14 protein-coding genes and 1 pseudogene are annotated in these 14677 nt (G+C 38.5%); 7 read left to right on the top strand and 8 right to left on the bottom strand.

Annotated elements, in window-relative coordinates:
• Genes ACFJIZ_RS04470 through ACFJIZ_RS04460 form a run of 3 tightly spaced genes read left to right on the top strand, consistent with a single transcriptional unit; the run spans window position 1 to window position 2622 of the window.
• Window positions 1-1017: a ligase-associated DNA damage response exonuclease gene (locus ACFJIZ_RS04470; RefSeq protein WP_379091045.1), complete on the top strand. Its 1017-nt coding sequence runs from the start codon at window positions 1-3 to the stop codon at window positions 1015-1017.
• Window positions 1014-1448: a hypothetical protein gene (locus ACFJIZ_RS04465; RefSeq protein WP_379091043.1), complete on the top strand. Its 435-nt coding sequence runs from the start codon at window positions 1014-1016 to the stop codon at window positions 1446-1448. The genes ACFJIZ_RS04470 and ACFJIZ_RS04465 overlap by 4 nt, the downstream gene beginning before the upstream one ends.
• Before the next feature lie 25 nt (window positions 1449-1473).
• Entirely contained in the window at window positions 1474-2622 is a 1149-nt protein-coding gene (locus ACFJIZ_RS04460) for a cisplatin damage response ATP-dependent DNA ligase (protein ID WP_379091040.1), read from the top strand.
• Here the strand turns inward: ACFJIZ_RS04460 and ACFJIZ_RS04455 are convergent.
• The gene (locus ACFJIZ_RS04455; protein WP_379091036.1) at window positions 2605-3315 is read right to left on the bottom strand and encodes a hypothetical protein; all 711 of its coding nucleotides are present in this window, start codon (window positions 3313-3315) and stop codon (window positions 2605-2607) included. The genes ACFJIZ_RS04460 and ACFJIZ_RS04455 overlap by 18 nt on opposite strands.
• A 145-nt stretch (window positions 3316-3460) precedes the next feature.
• Here ACFJIZ_RS04455 and ACFJIZ_RS04450 point away from each other — a divergent pair, with 145 nt between their 5' ends.
• Window positions 3461-5932, top strand: coding sequence for a ligase-associated DNA damage response DEXH box helicase (locus tag ACFJIZ_RS04450; RefSeq protein WP_379091034.1), 2472 nt, complete (start codon window positions 3461-3463; stop codon window positions 5930-5932).
• A 10-nt stretch (window positions 5933-5942) separates the two neighbouring features.
• Entirely contained in the window at window positions 5943-6581 is a 639-nt protein-coding gene (pdeM, locus tag ACFJIZ_RS04445; protein WP_379091031.1) for a ligase-associated DNA damage response endonuclease PdeM, read from the top strand.
• A gap of 69 nt (window positions 6582-6650) precedes the next feature.
• Here the strand turns inward: pdeM and ACFJIZ_RS04440 are convergent, their stop codons facing one another.
• The 6 genes from ACFJIZ_RS04440 to ACFJIZ_RS04415 form a co-directional block, all read right to left on the bottom strand.
• Window positions 6651-7196: a hypothetical protein gene (locus ACFJIZ_RS04440; protein ID WP_379091029.1), complete on the bottom strand. Its 546-nt coding sequence runs from the start codon at window positions 7194-7196 to the stop codon at window positions 6651-6653.
• A 1-nt stretch (window position 7197) separates the two neighbouring features.
• Window positions 7198-8415, bottom strand: a complete 1218-nt coding sequence (bioA, locus tag ACFJIZ_RS04435; protein WP_379091027.1) for an adenosylmethionine--8-amino-7-oxononanoate transaminase — start codon at window positions 8413-8415, stop codon at window positions 7198-7200.
• A 94-nt stretch (window positions 8416-8509) separates the two neighbouring features.
• On the bottom strand, window positions 8510-9343 hold the full coding sequence (locus tag ACFJIZ_RS04430; protein WP_379091025.1) for a CPBP family intramembrane glutamic endopeptidase: 834 nt from the start codon (window positions 9341-9343) through the stop codon (window positions 8510-8512).
• A 3-nt stretch (window positions 9344-9346) separates the two neighbouring features.
• Window positions 9347-9760 (bottom strand): NUDIX domain-containing protein, encoded by a 414-nt coding sequence (locus ACFJIZ_RS04425; RefSeq protein WP_379091023.1) that lies wholly within the window; start codon window positions 9758-9760, stop codon window positions 9347-9349.
• 21 nt (window positions 9761-9781) lie between these two features.
• A complete protein-coding gene (locus ACFJIZ_RS04420; protein ID WP_379091021.1) occupies window positions 9782-10435 on the bottom strand; it encodes a cation diffusion facilitator family transporter in 654 nt (217 codons plus the stop codon).
• Complete coding sequence (locus ACFJIZ_RS04415; protein WP_379091019.1) at window positions 10428-10760, bottom strand: cation diffusion facilitator family transporter; 333 nt, start codon at window positions 10758-10760, stop codon at window positions 10428-10430. Before ACFJIZ_RS04415 ends, ACFJIZ_RS04420 begins: the two co-directional genes overlap by 8 nt.
• A gap of 115 nt (window positions 10761-10875) precedes the next feature.
• Between ACFJIZ_RS04415 and ACFJIZ_RS04410 the strand changes: the two genes are divergently transcribed.
• Window positions 10876-12072 carry a pyridoxal phosphate-dependent aminotransferase gene (locus ACFJIZ_RS04410; RefSeq protein ID WP_379091017.1) on the top strand — a complete coding sequence of 399 codons (1197 nt, stop codon included), beginning with the start codon at window positions 10876-10878 and terminating at the stop codon, window positions 12070-12072.
• 98 nt (window positions 12073-12170) lie between these two features.
• Here the strand turns inward: ACFJIZ_RS04410 and ACFJIZ_RS04405 are convergent, their stop codons facing one another.
• Window positions 12171-13415, bottom strand: coding sequence for an ABC transporter permease (locus tag ACFJIZ_RS04405; RefSeq protein WP_379093888.1), 1245 nt, complete (start codon window positions 13413-13415; stop codon window positions 12171-12173).
• Between the two features lie 163 nt (window positions 13416-13578).
• Here ACFJIZ_RS04405 and queA point away from each other — a divergent pair.
• A pseudogene (gene queA, locus ACFJIZ_RS04400) lies at window positions 13579-14627 on the top strand (tRNA preQ1(34) S-adenosylmethionine ribosyltransferase-isomerase QueA).
• Window positions 14628-14677: the final 50 nt, after the last annotated feature.

Raw genomic sequence — 14677 nt, 5'->3', positions numbered from 1 at the left:
ATGGCACTTATTAAGTTTACAAATAAAGGTATCTATTGCAAACAGGGGAATTTCTATATCGACCCTTGGCACCCTGTAGATTACGCTGTAACTACGCACGGACATGCAGACCATGTAAAATTTGGAAACAAAAACTATCTATGCCACGAGCTGACCAAACCTATCCTACAACAACGATACGGATTAACCGATAATGTACAAACGCTACCTTATCATCAAACTATCAATATTAATGGTGTTAAATTAACCCTATTCCCTGCTGGACATGTGATTGGGTCTTCACAGATTAAACTGGAATATAAAGGAGAAATCTGTGTAGTTTCTGGAGATTATAAAGTAGAATATGATGGAATCAGCACAGCTTTTGAACCTGTGAAATGCCATACCTTCGTTTCTGAAAGCACTTTTGGTCTTCCAATTTACAATTGGCAAGCTCAAGAAATCATCTTCGAACAGATCAAAAATTGGGTAACTGATAATCATTGGAAGGGAAAAACAAGCATTTTAGTAGCTTATAGCTTAGGAAAAGCTCAAAGATTGATCAAAAATTTGGGTAATCAATATCCTATCTATGTTCACAATTCGATTGCCAATCTCAATGAAAGCTTTATGGCTGCAGGTGTAGAACTACCAAAGACCATCCGCATCACCCCTGACCTCAAAAAAGAGGAATTGCAAAAAGGAATTGTTATTGTACCTCCTGCACTAGCCGATGGAAAATGGATCAAAAGCTTACAACAACCAGCCGTTGGGGTCTGTTCTGGCTGGATGGCTGTTCGTGCAGGAAGAAGATGGCGAAGCGCGGATGCTGGGTTTGCTTTAAGCGACCATGCGGATTGGCAAGGACTATTAACCGCAATCAAAGCCACAAATGCAGAAAAAGTATTTGTTACACACGGCAGTACGGCTGTATTTGCCAAATATCTGAATGAAATTGGAATCAGTGCTGAAGAGGTTACTACAAAATATGGCGCTGAAGATGATGATAGTTTAATTAAACCAGAACAGATCTCTTGAAACGCTTTGCACAACTTATCCAAGAGCTAGAGCTCAGCAACAAAACCAACGACAAAATTGCCGCATTGGTTTCCTATTTTAACGAAGCAGCTGATAAGGATAAACCTTATGTAATTGCCATGTTTACTGGTAAAAAGCCAAAAAGACCTGTCAATACAGCTTTGATCAAACAATGGGCGATAGAGTTAAGTGGAATCCCTGAATGGCTGTTTTTAGAAAGTTACCATAGTGTTGGCGACCTAAGCGAAACCATTGCCTTGGTGTTACCACCTGCAGCACATATCATAGAGAAACCACTTGAACAATGGATTACTGAATTGGCAGATTTGAATACCCAAGCAGAAGCTACCAAAAAAGCATATATCCTAGCTGCTTGGAATGGCTTAAATACCCAAGAACGTTTCATTTTCAACAAGCTGATCCTCTGGTAATTTCAGGATAGGGGTTTCGAATAAAATGCTGGTCAATGCGATTGCCAAACAAAGCCAAAAAGATAGCAGCAAAATCATGCATAGTATAATGGGCAAGTGGCTACCTCAAGAAATCACTTATAACGAACTTATTGAAGGGATGCATGTAAATACCGACAATTCTTGGCCATACCCATTTTGTTTAGCTTATGCGCTCGATACTGAACCAGAAAATCTAGGACCTACTACCGCCTGGCAGGCCGAATGGAAATGGGATGGCATCCGTGGCCAAATTATAAAAAGAAACGGCGAATTGTTTATCTGGTCTCGTGGTGAGGAATTGGTTACAGATCAATTTCCAGAACTTCATTTTTTAAAAGACGAATTAGAAGATGGAACTGTTTTGGATGGAGAGATCCTTTCTATAAAAGAGGGCAACGTCCAATCATTCAGCATACTCCAACAAAGATTAAATCGAAAAACCATCAACAAGTCTCAGCTTAATGAAGCTCCGATCGGCTTTTTCGCATATGATGTATTAGAATACAAAGCACAGGACATTAGACAAGAACCCTTACAGCAACGAAGAAGCATATTGGTAGCTATCCTTCAAAAACTAAAAACCAAAAATGTGGTACTACCCTCTCCCGTTATCGAATTTGAAAGCTGGGAAAAGTTAACTACCCTTAGACAAAGTTCAAGAGAACTGAACAGTGAAGGCATTATGCTCAAAAAATTGGATTCGATATTCCATACAGGCCGTAAGCGGGGCGATTGGTGGAAATGGAAAATCAACCCATATACCGTGGATACAGTAATGATCTATGCACAAAAAGGAAGTGGAAGAAGAGCAAATTTCTATACGGATTATACTTTTGCAGTTAAGGATGGTGAAAAATTGGTGACTATAGCCAAAGCTTATTCTGGTTTAACAGATAAAGAAATCAAAGAGGTAAATTCATTCGTAAACAAAAATGCGATTGAGAAATTTGGGCCAGTACGTACGGTAAAACCGGAACTGGTATTCGAAATTGCATTTGAAGGCATTGCAGAAAGCAAACGTCATAAAGCTGGTCTGGCTTTACGTTTTCCCCGCATCGCCAGGTGGCGAAAAGATAAAAAAGTTGATGAAATCAATACTTTAGACGAGCTAAGGCAATTGATTTCATCAACAGATTTAAAATCCAATCACTAAACCTACACCAACATTAAAGGCTCCAATGCTTTGACGTACCTGTTGTGTAACTGGCGCATCAGCTGGATAGGTAGTAACTGAGAACTTCGGTTGAGCTCCATTGTAATCTCCACTCAGTTTTAATGCAACAGCAGGGCTTAAACTATATTTCAATCCAGCACCTACTAAATAAGCGAAAGAACCAGAAGATTCAGATTCTTGACTATCCTGAAAAGACCCCATACCTGGAATAGATATCTTCACATCTAATTTAGGCGATGAAGTAGATTGATACCCACCTAAAGCCCTGATCTCTAAATTTAATTTTTCATCTTTGGTTAAAGGAACAACCTGAAAAACCCCAGCCATGATCGCTCCCATTTTCCAAGCACTTGTGGTAATGCTTAAGCTAGCTCCAGTCCCATCAGGAACACCGTATGCTGCCAAAGCTTTTTCATCAACACTATACATACGACCTTGCGCGCTGACGATGGCCCCAAAATATTTTGAGAATTTATAACTATAATCGATGGCTAAGAAACCACCAACTTTTGCTAAACCAGATTCCGAATTACCTAAGTCCTTGCTTCCAAAATCGCCTAATGGAAAGCTTGGGCCAATAGTGATACCAATACTAGATTTTTGGGTTACGGTTTGCGAATTTGCATTGAAACAAACGAATGAGATGAGGCTCAACAATAAAATTTTCTTCATAAAAAATGGTTAAATAGTAATACGGTTTTATCTGATCCTAAAATAGTAACTATTTAATGAAACCAACCATATTTAACTAATTTTTTAATTGATAAAAATGTAAGTCATAACCTAACATTTTAAAGATTGAACTGTTAAAGAAACAATGCAAAAAACAAGCGGTTATAAAAAGGTAATGGCATGGCTTAAAGCCAACAAAAAGAAACCATTTGATTTTCAGATTGAGGCATGGGACCATTACCAGCAGGGTTATAGCGGTTTGGTTAATGCCCCTACTGGATTTGGAAAAACCTTTTCTTTGTTCTTGGCAGTAGTAATTGAAGGGTTGGACCTAGCAGAAAAAAAAGATAAAAAGAAAGCGAAGGACCGATTACAGCTCATCTGGATCACACCTTTACGTTCTTTGGCCAAAGACATTGCCAGGGCAATGAGGGAAGTTTTGGCAGAATTGGAATTGGATTGGCATGTAGGGGTAAGAAATGGCGACACTACACAAGCAGAAAAGCTACAACAGAAAAAATCAATGCCTGAAATTTTGTTGATTACACCAGAAAGTCTACATCTTTTATTGGCACAAAAAGGTTCATCAGCATTGTTTGAAGGCTTGAAATGTATTGTTGCAGACGAATGGCATGAGCTTTTGGGCAGTAAACGTGGTGTATTGGTAGAATTGGCCATTTCTAGAATAAAAGGCCTACAAAAAGCGGCCAAGCAACAGCATTTAAGGACCTGGGGCATCTCTGCTACCATTGGCAATATTGAAGAAGCATTAACTGTAATTGAGCCTGATGTAAATGCGAAAAGAATCATCATCAAAGCAAAGTTGGATAAAAAAATCACCATCAAATCTATCTTACCAGACGATATTGAAACTTTACCTTGGGCTGGACATTTAGGATTGAAATTAGCTTATAAATTACTGCCGATCATCGAAAAAAGTAAAACCACCTTAATCTTCATCAACACAAGAGGTCAGTCCGAAATGTGGTACCAACACCTACTCAACTTAGAACCCGAACTGGCAGGAAGAATTGCCATCCATCATGGCTCTATAGATTTCGAATTGCGCAACTGGATTGAAGATGCATTACATAGTGGTTTATTAAAAGCCGTTATTGCTACTTCATCGTTAGATCTAGGTGTAGATTTTAAACCAGTTGATACCGTGATACAAATTGGATCACCCAAAGGTGTAGCTCGTTTTTTACAAAGGGCTGGGCGTTCTGGGCATTCGCCAGGAGAAACCTCAAAGATCTATTTTTTGCCCACACATGCCTTAGAATTGGTAGAAGCGGCCGCTATAAAAGAAGCCGCCAAAGCCAATAACATCGAAAGTAGAGAACCCGTGATCATGGTTTTCGATACACTGATCCAATATCTGGTAACCTTGGCCATTGGAGATGGCTTTGATGACCAACTGATTTATGAAGAAGTTAAACAAACCCATGCCTTCAACATGTTATTACCCGAAGAATGGGCTTGGATCATGCAGTTTATCTCTTCTGGTGGAGATAGCCTCAATGCTTATCAAGAATTCAAAAAAGTGGTGAAAGACGAAGAAGATGGCTTATGGAAAGTAAAAAGCAGACAGATTGCCCTCCGTCACCGCTTACATATCGGCACCATTGTGAGTGATGCCATGCTAAAAGTCAAGTTTCTTTCTGGTGGCTATATAGGGATGGTAGAAGAATATTTTGTTTCAAGACTTAAAGTTGGGGATAGCTTTACCTTAGCGGGAAGGATATTAGAATTTGTACACATCAAAGACATGACAGTGATGGTACGCAAAAGCAAACAAAAAAGGGCCGTATCGCCCAGTTGGCTAGGCGGCAGGCTACCTTTGTCGTCCAATTTAGGTGCGGTATTGAGAAAAAAATACAACGAAGTGCTCCTTCAAACACACCAAGAAGAAGAACTAGATGTGATCTATCCTTTGTTTCTTGTTCAACAAGAACGCTCTCACGTACCCAAAAGTGATGAATTATTGATCGAGATGATCAACAATAAAGAAGGTTTCCATCTTTTCGCTTATCCTTTTGAAGGCCGGTTGGTACATGAAATATTAGCAGCGCTAATTGCTTACCGTTTAAGTAAACTCGTGCCCATTACTTTTTCGTTGGCCATGAACGATTATGGTTTTGAACTGCTCAGCGACACCCCAATTCCGATGGATGATGCAATTGCTTACGAAGTATTCTCTCCAGAAAATTTAACAGAAGACATTACCTTGAGCATTAATTCTACAGAAATGGCCAGAAGAAAGTTTAGGGATATTGCCTGCATTGCAGGATTGGTATTTCAAGGCTATCCGGGCAAGTATGTCGCAAACAAACATCTTCAGTCTTCAGCTGGATTATTTTTTAATGTTTTTAGCGATTTCGACAAACATAATCTACTTTTACGTCAAGCTTACGACGAGGTATTTTATCAGCAATTGGAAGAACCGCGATTAGCAGCAGCCTTACACCGTATCCAACAAAGTACCATTGTGATCACCTATCCTTCTAGATTTACTCCCCTATCTTTTCCGATAAAGGTAGATAGCCTTAGGGCAAACATGAGTTCTGAAGAATTGGAAAATCGGATTGAAAGAATGAAGGCAGAAGTATTTAAATAAAAGCAGTTTAATGACCATCACCATCAGAAATGAGGAATTAATCCTAGCTAAAGAAAGGGCAATATTCTTCCCTGAACAACAACTTTTAGCGATAAGCGACCTCCATTTGGGCAAATCTGCGCATTTCAGGAAGGCTGGACTGCAAGTACCTTCAACACTGGCCCAACATGACCTTAACAGATTAACCAGTTTATTGGAAAGCTATCAGCCTCAAACCTTGCTCATTAATGGTGACATGTTCCATCATGAACTCAATACCGATGTTGATGATTTTGAACGTTGGAAAAACCAATATCGGGCATTGAAATTTATCTTGGTTAAAGGTAATCACGACCGTTTAGATCAAAACCAATACGAAGCTTTGGGAATCGAGATTTATGACCCTAATTATTGTACTGCTAATTTCTGTTTCATACATGATGCCTTAGCGTGTTCACAACCAGAATTATACCCAATCAGTGGACATATCCATCCTGGGGTAGCCATTGTTGGAAAAGCCAAACAGCGTTTAAGGTTTCCCTGTTTTTATTTTGCAGAAAAATATGCCATTATGCCCGCCTTTAGTGCTTTTACGGGATTAAGTTTAATCAAGCCAAAGGCTACCGAACAGGTTTTTGCCATTAGCCCAACCAAAGTGGTAAAGGTTTAGATCCTTAATTGCTTACTTCTTTTGCTAAACCTGTCATCCAATTGGTAAACATCTGCTGTTCGATCTTGATCATCTTTGTGCGTGTTTTTCCCAATCTGGAGAGAACTCTTTTAACTGATGTAGCATTTCTTCTAAATGCCCTTCTTCTTCTAAAATAATAGATTTTACAGTTACACGGCTTTCCTTAGCAGTTAATACCTCCTGATAGATAGGATAAAGCTCATCAGCCCTTACCTCGATTGCATAGGTTACAAAAAGATAGGCTGCAAATTTCAAATCATAACCAGAAAGCTTAAAATGATTTTTTAAATATCTGCAAACTTGAACATCTAATGTATTTAGATAATACTTGGTATGATTAGGAGCCAACAGTTCGGCATTGCTATAGGTCTTGCACAGATTTTCATCAAGTTTAGCCAATTGCTTTTTCAGGTAGTAAGCATGACGATGTTCTTCTGCGGCATGTTTTAAGATCAATAGGGTTACTTCTTCTTTATGTTCTGATGCGGATATCTTCTTCGCACCTGCATTTTCCATATAAGACAATGTATTTAACCATTTGGAATGCAACACATTATCATTAACAATATTTTCTAAAATTGGGGTCAATTGCATATTATATTTCTTCTAAGGCTTGTTGTATGGTTCGGTAAATGTACGTCAAATCATCATTAGAAATGACATACGGAGGTAAGATATAGATGATGTTTCCTAAAGGTCGTAAGATGATTCCTTTGGTTAAAAAGTAGTTATAGAGCTGGTCTCTCAACCCACTTAAGTAAGAAGTATCATTTCCGGTTTCCCATTCTAATGCGATAATTGTTCCGGTTTGACGAATGTTCCTCACCTTGGGATGGTTTTTGACCTGATTGAGGAACTGTTGGTGTTGCGCCTCTACCCTTTTAATGTTGGCCAAGGTTTTTTCGTCCAAGAGTATGTCCAAACTGGCCAGCGATGCTGCACAAGCTACCGGATTTGCTGTAAACGAATGCCCATGGTAAAGTGTCTTCAATTTATCATCACTTAAAAAGGCATCAAAAATTTTTTGGTTACAGCTCGTCACACCTAAAGGCATTGTACCACCCGTTAAACCTTTGCTTAAACAAAATATATCAGGACGATGTGTAAGTTGCTCAGAAGCGAAGTAAGTGCCTGTACGACCAAATCCTGTCATAACTTCATCAGCAATTGTTAAAATATCGTTCTCGATACAACATGCCAGCAATTGATCCAGGTATTTTGCCTCGTACATCTGCATACCACCAGCACCCAATATCAAAGGCTCAAAAATGAAACAGGACAATTCTGATTTCAAGTCTGAAATATGCGCTACTAAACTTGAGATATTAGCTTGGTTGGGCAGGTCTATAAATTCAACATCGAACAATAGCTCATTAAAAGGATTGGTAAAAATGCTTCTTCCACTTACAGACATGGCTCCAAAAGTATCCCCATGATAGGCATCTTTAAAGGCCAACACTTTCTTTTTCTGTTGATTGCCTGTATTGTGCCAATATTGCAAACACATTTTAAGTGCCACTTCTACCGCTGTAGAGCCATTATCGGTATAAAATATCTTTTCTTGTTTACCGGGCAACAAAGGCAATAACCTTTCGGCAAGCCTTACTGCAGGTTCATGTGTAAAACCTGCAAAAATAACATGCTCTAGTTCACTTAGCTGTACGGAAACCTTTTCGGCAATATAGGGGTGTGCATGCCCATGAATATTGACCCACCAAGATGAAACTGCATCAATGTACTTTTTTTCATCCTCATCAAACAGGTAAACCCCTTCTCCCTTAACAATAGGAATTGGCGTTTGTGCATCTTTCATCTGTGTATATGGATGCCAGATTACTTTTTATTCTTTCTATTAAACTCATCATATCTCAGTCTCTTCTTCCAATTCTGTTTCAAAAATAGCTTCTTCAACAGGTGTTATCGGATAACGAACCATTAAATAAACAATTAAAATGGTTAGGACAGCTGTACAAACAACAGAGTACTTCAATACCAAATATGCCACCAGACAAATAACCATTCCCAATGGGTTTGGCTATTAATACTCCTGGGGTATTGGTTCCACTTACTTTATAACCCAATAAAATTCCTTGTGCAAAATTCCAACCGAAATGGATACCGATGGCCCAACTCACATTTCTCTTTTGCAAGGTAAATACAGAAAATAAAATCCCTGCCAAAGCAATGTTCAGCATAGACAACCATGTAAAACCTGGGTTGGCCAAATGTGCTGACCCAAATAGTAGTCCATTTAGCACAACTGCCAAAATAATCGGGTAACGTTCTGCAAAAACAAACAAGGGCAAGGTCCTGAACATCAGTTCTTCCAATAACGCAACCAGTATAAAATATAATAAATAGCCTAAAAAGAGGACCACACTAATCTCACCAACGGAAAAAGCTACATTGCCAGTTAAGAGCAATGCACCTCCGCATATTCCGATCAATAAAAAACCAATCAGACTGCCTTTTAAAAATCCAGACAATAGGCCTTGCCTTTCTACAAATACACTGTTAAAATCCAGTGTTGGGAAAGTTTTAAAAGTCATAAGCAAGGCGCCCAACACCGCAATAATGATCTCTGTTTCAAAAATCATATCCGTTACGATAGAATCTTTAGGCAAAGAGATGAAACCAAATTCACTGATCAAGCCAAAGGGCAACAGGCAGATGAAGATAAAAACCACAAACAGCACAAACCTAAATACCGGATGCAAATAATACAAAATCTTATCTCCCATTGCTTAGCTGATTGATTGTTTTAAAAGATCTACCACAGTTTTGTCGGTTTTAAAAGTAACATCATTTGCGGTGAGTGCTGCTAGCTCAACCCATCTAAAAGATTGGTTGCTGTTTTCATCGAAATCGAAAACCTTTGTTTTAAAAGGAAGTTGCAAGGGTTGTATTGCTTTTACCAAATAATAGATACTGATCACCTGACTATCATTAAATGATGATTTTTCGTAAAAATCTGTAGTATAAAAATGACCTGTCACTTCAATTTCGGCATTACATTCTTCCACAAACTCACGTTTTAAGGCATCTATCAAACCTTCTCCCAGTTCTAACCCTCCGCCCGGAAACTTGGTAAAACACTGGCCGTACTCGCTTTCGTCACTTAACAAAACCTGATTTTGGCTATTGATCGAGCAGTCCATAAACTCTTACATTAAAATAACTCATTGATTAAAATGTTTTTGGTTTTTGGTTACATTTTCCATGTTCCATCGAATTTCGGCTTTGAACTCTTCTTGTCTAACTCCACAATGATGCATCTTACAATAATTGCAACAAGCTGGCAAGCATGGATCGGCATGGATAAACAATTCTGTTTGATGCGAACCAGAAACATTGATCAGCTTATCTATACTTGAGATTTCTTGATGGACCGTATTTAAATCGTAATAATAAGGCAGGGTAACGTGGCAATCGATGTGTAGATCCGCACCATATTGTTGGGCTCTTAAGTTATGTACATCAATCCAGCTGTCTAACCTGTTTTCTTGTAAAATGGCAACTATATCTTCTACAAGTTCGATATTACTCTCATCCATTAATCCCCCAACAGAACGTCTTGTTAATTTATAACCATTGTAGATGATATAAGAACCTAATAAAATAGAAATGGCTCCATCTAACCAGTAGACCTGGGTCAATTGGATCAAAATGATTCCGATTACCAATCCTCCACTACTGATCGAGTCTGTAAGGAGGTGTTTACCATCTGCTTCCAAAGTAATGGATTTGTTTTTTTTACCCACATTGATCAGATAAAAACCAACTAATAGGTTAATCACTCCTGTTATCCCGATAATAATGGCACCTTCATACAATTGTTTGATCTCTGTAGGATAGAATCAGGTCATAACTGGATTTCAATATAATGATGATACCAGCGATACCGATGAGGATTCCTTCTACAAATGCAGAGAAGAACTCTACTTTTCCATGCCCATAAGGATGGTTTTCATCTTTGGGTAAAGTGCTCAGGTAAATGCTATAAAAAGCAAAAGCGCTGGCCAATACATTCACAATGCTTTCGGCGGCGTCGGTTAAAATCGCATTTGCATTGGTTAAAAAATAAGCAACAAACTTGGCAAGCATGAGTAAGATACTTACAAAGAGAGAAATGAGGATAGCTTTTTTTTTCGGCTGCAAGATGAGATGTTTTAGATGCCAAAAATACATTTTAACACTGAATTTTTACGAAAATTATCTTTTTTTAGTGCCTAATTGCAATAGGTTTTTATATTTGCGCATTCACAAAAAGATTATGACATTTTTATCCCGAAGAATTAATAGCTTATCCGAGTCCGCAACACTTAAAATGACCAAACTTGGTCGCGAATTAGCAGCTAAAGGTGTTAATATTATTAGTTTAAGTATTGGCGAGCCCGATTTCAATACACCAGAACATGTAAAAGAGGCAGCCAAGAAAGCTTTGGATGAAAATTATACGCATTATTCTCCGGTACCGGGTTATCCAGAACTGCGTCAGGCAATTGCAAATAAACTCAAGAGAGAAAACAATCTCGATTACGATATTTCTCAGATTGTGGTTTCTACGGGTGCAAAACAGTCTTTATCTAATGTGATCTTAACTTTGATCAATCCAGGAGAAGAGGTCATGATTCCTACTCCTTATTGGGTTTCTTATTCAGAAATGGTGGTACTTGCAGAAGGTAAATCGGTATTTATTGATACCGATATCGAAAGTAATTTTAAAATTACACCCGCACAACTTGAAGCAGCCATTACACCAAATACAAAGCTTTTCATGTTTTCTTCGCCTTGTAACCCAACTGGATCGGTTTACAGCAAAGCTGAACTGGCTGCATTGGTTGAAGTGTTTGAAAGACATCCCAACGTTTTCATCTTATCTGATGAAATCTATGAACACATCAATTTTGTTGACAAACATGAATCTATTGCACAATTTGAGAGCATCAAAGATCGTGTGATCATTGTGAATGGTTTTTCTAAGGCCTTTGCCATGACCGGATGGAGATTGGGCTATATCGCAGCAAGCAAAGAAGTTGCGGCCGCTAACGATAAGATGCAAGGACAGACTACTTCTGGAACATGCTCTATCTCTCAGCGTGCAGGTATTGTTGCTTACGATCAAGGTTTGGAAAGTGTATTGGAAATGAAAAAAGCTTTTGCCAGACGTAGGTTATTGGTATATAATCTTTTAAATGATATTCCCGGTGTAAAAACCAACCTTCCTGATGGGGCTTTTTATTTCTTCCCAGAAATCAGTTCGTTCTTTGGTAAAAAAGATGCTGATGGTAATGTGATCAAAGATTCTGCAGACTTGGCCTTATATCTATTAAATGTAGGACATGTGGCTACAGTTGGTGGTGATTCTTTTGGCAATAACAATTACATCCGTTTATCTTATGCCGCTTCTGATGAAAGCTTGGTTGAGGCTTTGAAAAGAATTAAAGAAGCATTGGCTAAATTGAACTAAGACATTGACCCTTATTTAAAAGGGAATAAAAATATAAAGGAGCCTCAAATTGGGGCTCCTTTTTTATGTCTTGTATTTTTAATATAAATATCTGTCTTTTAAGAACGTATCGCCTCTACAGGATCCAGTCTTGAAGCCGAATAGGCTGGCCAAAACCCTGATATCAATCCGATCATGACCGATACGCCAATACCCAATATAATATTGCTCATATAGAGGATGATCTCGACATCAAAACCGTGGGTGGCAATCAACGTTAAAATATAGACCAGTCCAAGTCCGAGCAAACCGCCCATGATACAAAGCGCAACTGATTCAAAGATAAACTGCAATAGGATAAAGTAGTTTTTGGCACCCAAAGATTTTTGTATACCAATAATGTTTGTCCTTTCTTTTACCGAAACGAACATGATGTTGGCAATACCAAAACCACCTACCAAGATAGAGAAACCTCCAATTATCCAACCTGCTACCTTCACCACACCAAACATTACATCCAATTGGTTAGAGATCATGGTAGTCTTATTTAGCGAGAAATCATCTTCCTGTCCTGGTCTTAAACGGTGGATGGAGCGCATCAATCCTTTCAATTCACTTTCAACATCTTCAAAACTCACGTTATCCTTACCCCTTACCGTAACCTGTGGATTATATCTTTCATTCTCTACATCAAACATACTTTTGGCCAGATTGAGTGGAATGAGTACGTTTTTATCCTGCGACATCCCCATCATGTCATCACCTTCCTTTTTGAACACGCCTACAACGGTTATTCGACGTCCCATGATCTTCACCTGTTTACCTATTGGGTCTTGTCCGTCAAACAGACCGTCTGCTATATCTGCCCCTACAACACATACCGGAGATCCGGATTTTCCTTCACTTTCCGTAAAATACCTCCCATCCTGGAACTCTAAGGTCCAAGTCTGATCATATTCTTGTGTAGCTGTATTTAATGTAGCTCCTTCAACAGAGTTACTTCTATATTTAATGGTACGGTTGTTTGCAGAGGCTTCAAAACAAATACCTTGTGCCATTTCCATACGGTCTTTTAAAGAAATATAATCCCTTAAAGAAGGCTCAGGGCGATTGACATACTTCCACCAAGGAAAGTTACCGCTAAAGATCCATGGCCATTTCTGGATAAAGATGGTTTTAGACCCAAGTTTGTCTACACTACTCTGTAGCTTGTTACGCATGGTGTCTACACCGGTAAAAACGGCGATAATGATAAAGATACCAATGGATATGCCCAATAAAGAGAGCATTGTTCTGAGTTTATTCTGGCGAAGGGCGTCCCATGCAAATCTGAAACTCTCACCAACTAGTCTAAAAATCATCATCATACAGTTTAGACCAAAAATACCTAAAAAGGTTACAGTTGCCCCACTATATTATAAAAAATACATTATAAATATTTTAAACGCTTGTGCCTTTAATTATTAATTGCGAAAAAAAGAATTAAAATACGTAAATTTGCGCCCTAATTTACTACATCAAAAAAACATGAAGTTATCTCAATTTAAGTTTAATTTACCTGAATCGCTTTTGGCGAACAATCCTGCAGAAAATAGAGACGAAGCCCGTTTAATGGTTTTGCACAAAGATAGCGGCAAGATTGAGCATAAGATCTTCAAAGATATTTTAGGGTATTTTGATGACCAGGATGTAATGATCCTAAACAACACTAAAGTTTTTCCTGCTCGTTTATACGGCAACAAAGAAAAAACTGGTGCAACTATCGAAGTTTTTTTACTTCGCGAATTGAATAAAGAATTACGCTTATGGGATGTTCTGGTAGATCCAGCTCGTAAGATCGTGTTGGAAACAAATTATACTTTGGCGATGATGACCTTTTGGTTGCCGAGGTAGTTGACAATACGACAAGTCGTGGACGTACCATCCGTTTCTTATTTGACGGTACTGATGAAGAATTCAGAAAAAATGTGGAGATATTAGGCGAAACGCCACTTCCAAAATACATCAAACGTAAAGCTACAGCTCAAGATAAAGAACGTTACCAGACTATTTTTGCAAAACATGAAGGTGCTGTTGCAGCGCCTACTGCTGGTTTGCACTTTAGTAGAGAATTGATGAAACGTTTGGAATTGAAAGGCATCAACTTTGCCGAGGTTACTTTACACGTTGGTTTGGGTACATTCAGACCAGTTGAGGTAGAAGACCTAACCAAACACAAAATGGATTCTGAGCAGTTCATCATCGAGCAACCTGCGGTTAACATCGTAAACAAAGCCATTGACGACAAGAAAAGGATTTGTGCCATTGGTACTACTTCAATGCGTGCCATCGAATCTGCTGTTTCTTCTAACAGAAGATTAAAAGAGGCCAACGATTGGACCAGTAAGTTCATCTTCCCTCCATATGATTTTAGCATTGCAAATTGTATGGTTACCAATTTCCACACACCAGAATCAACATTATTGATGATGGTAAGTGCATTTGGTGGATACGAAAATGTAATGAATGCATACCAAGTAGCGTTAAAAGAAAAGTATCGTTTCTATAGCTATGGCGATGCGATGTTGATTATCTAGATATTAGTACTTAGTATAAAGTATTTAGATAGTTTTTGTCTAAGTACTTT

This window comes from Pedobacter sp. UC225_65 (assembly GCF_042698365.1).
Classification (GTDB): domain Bacteria; phylum Bacteroidota; class Bacteroidia; order Sphingobacteriales; family Sphingobacteriaceae; genus Pedobacter.
This window is presented reverse-complemented; position numbering and strand designations above follow the sequence as displayed.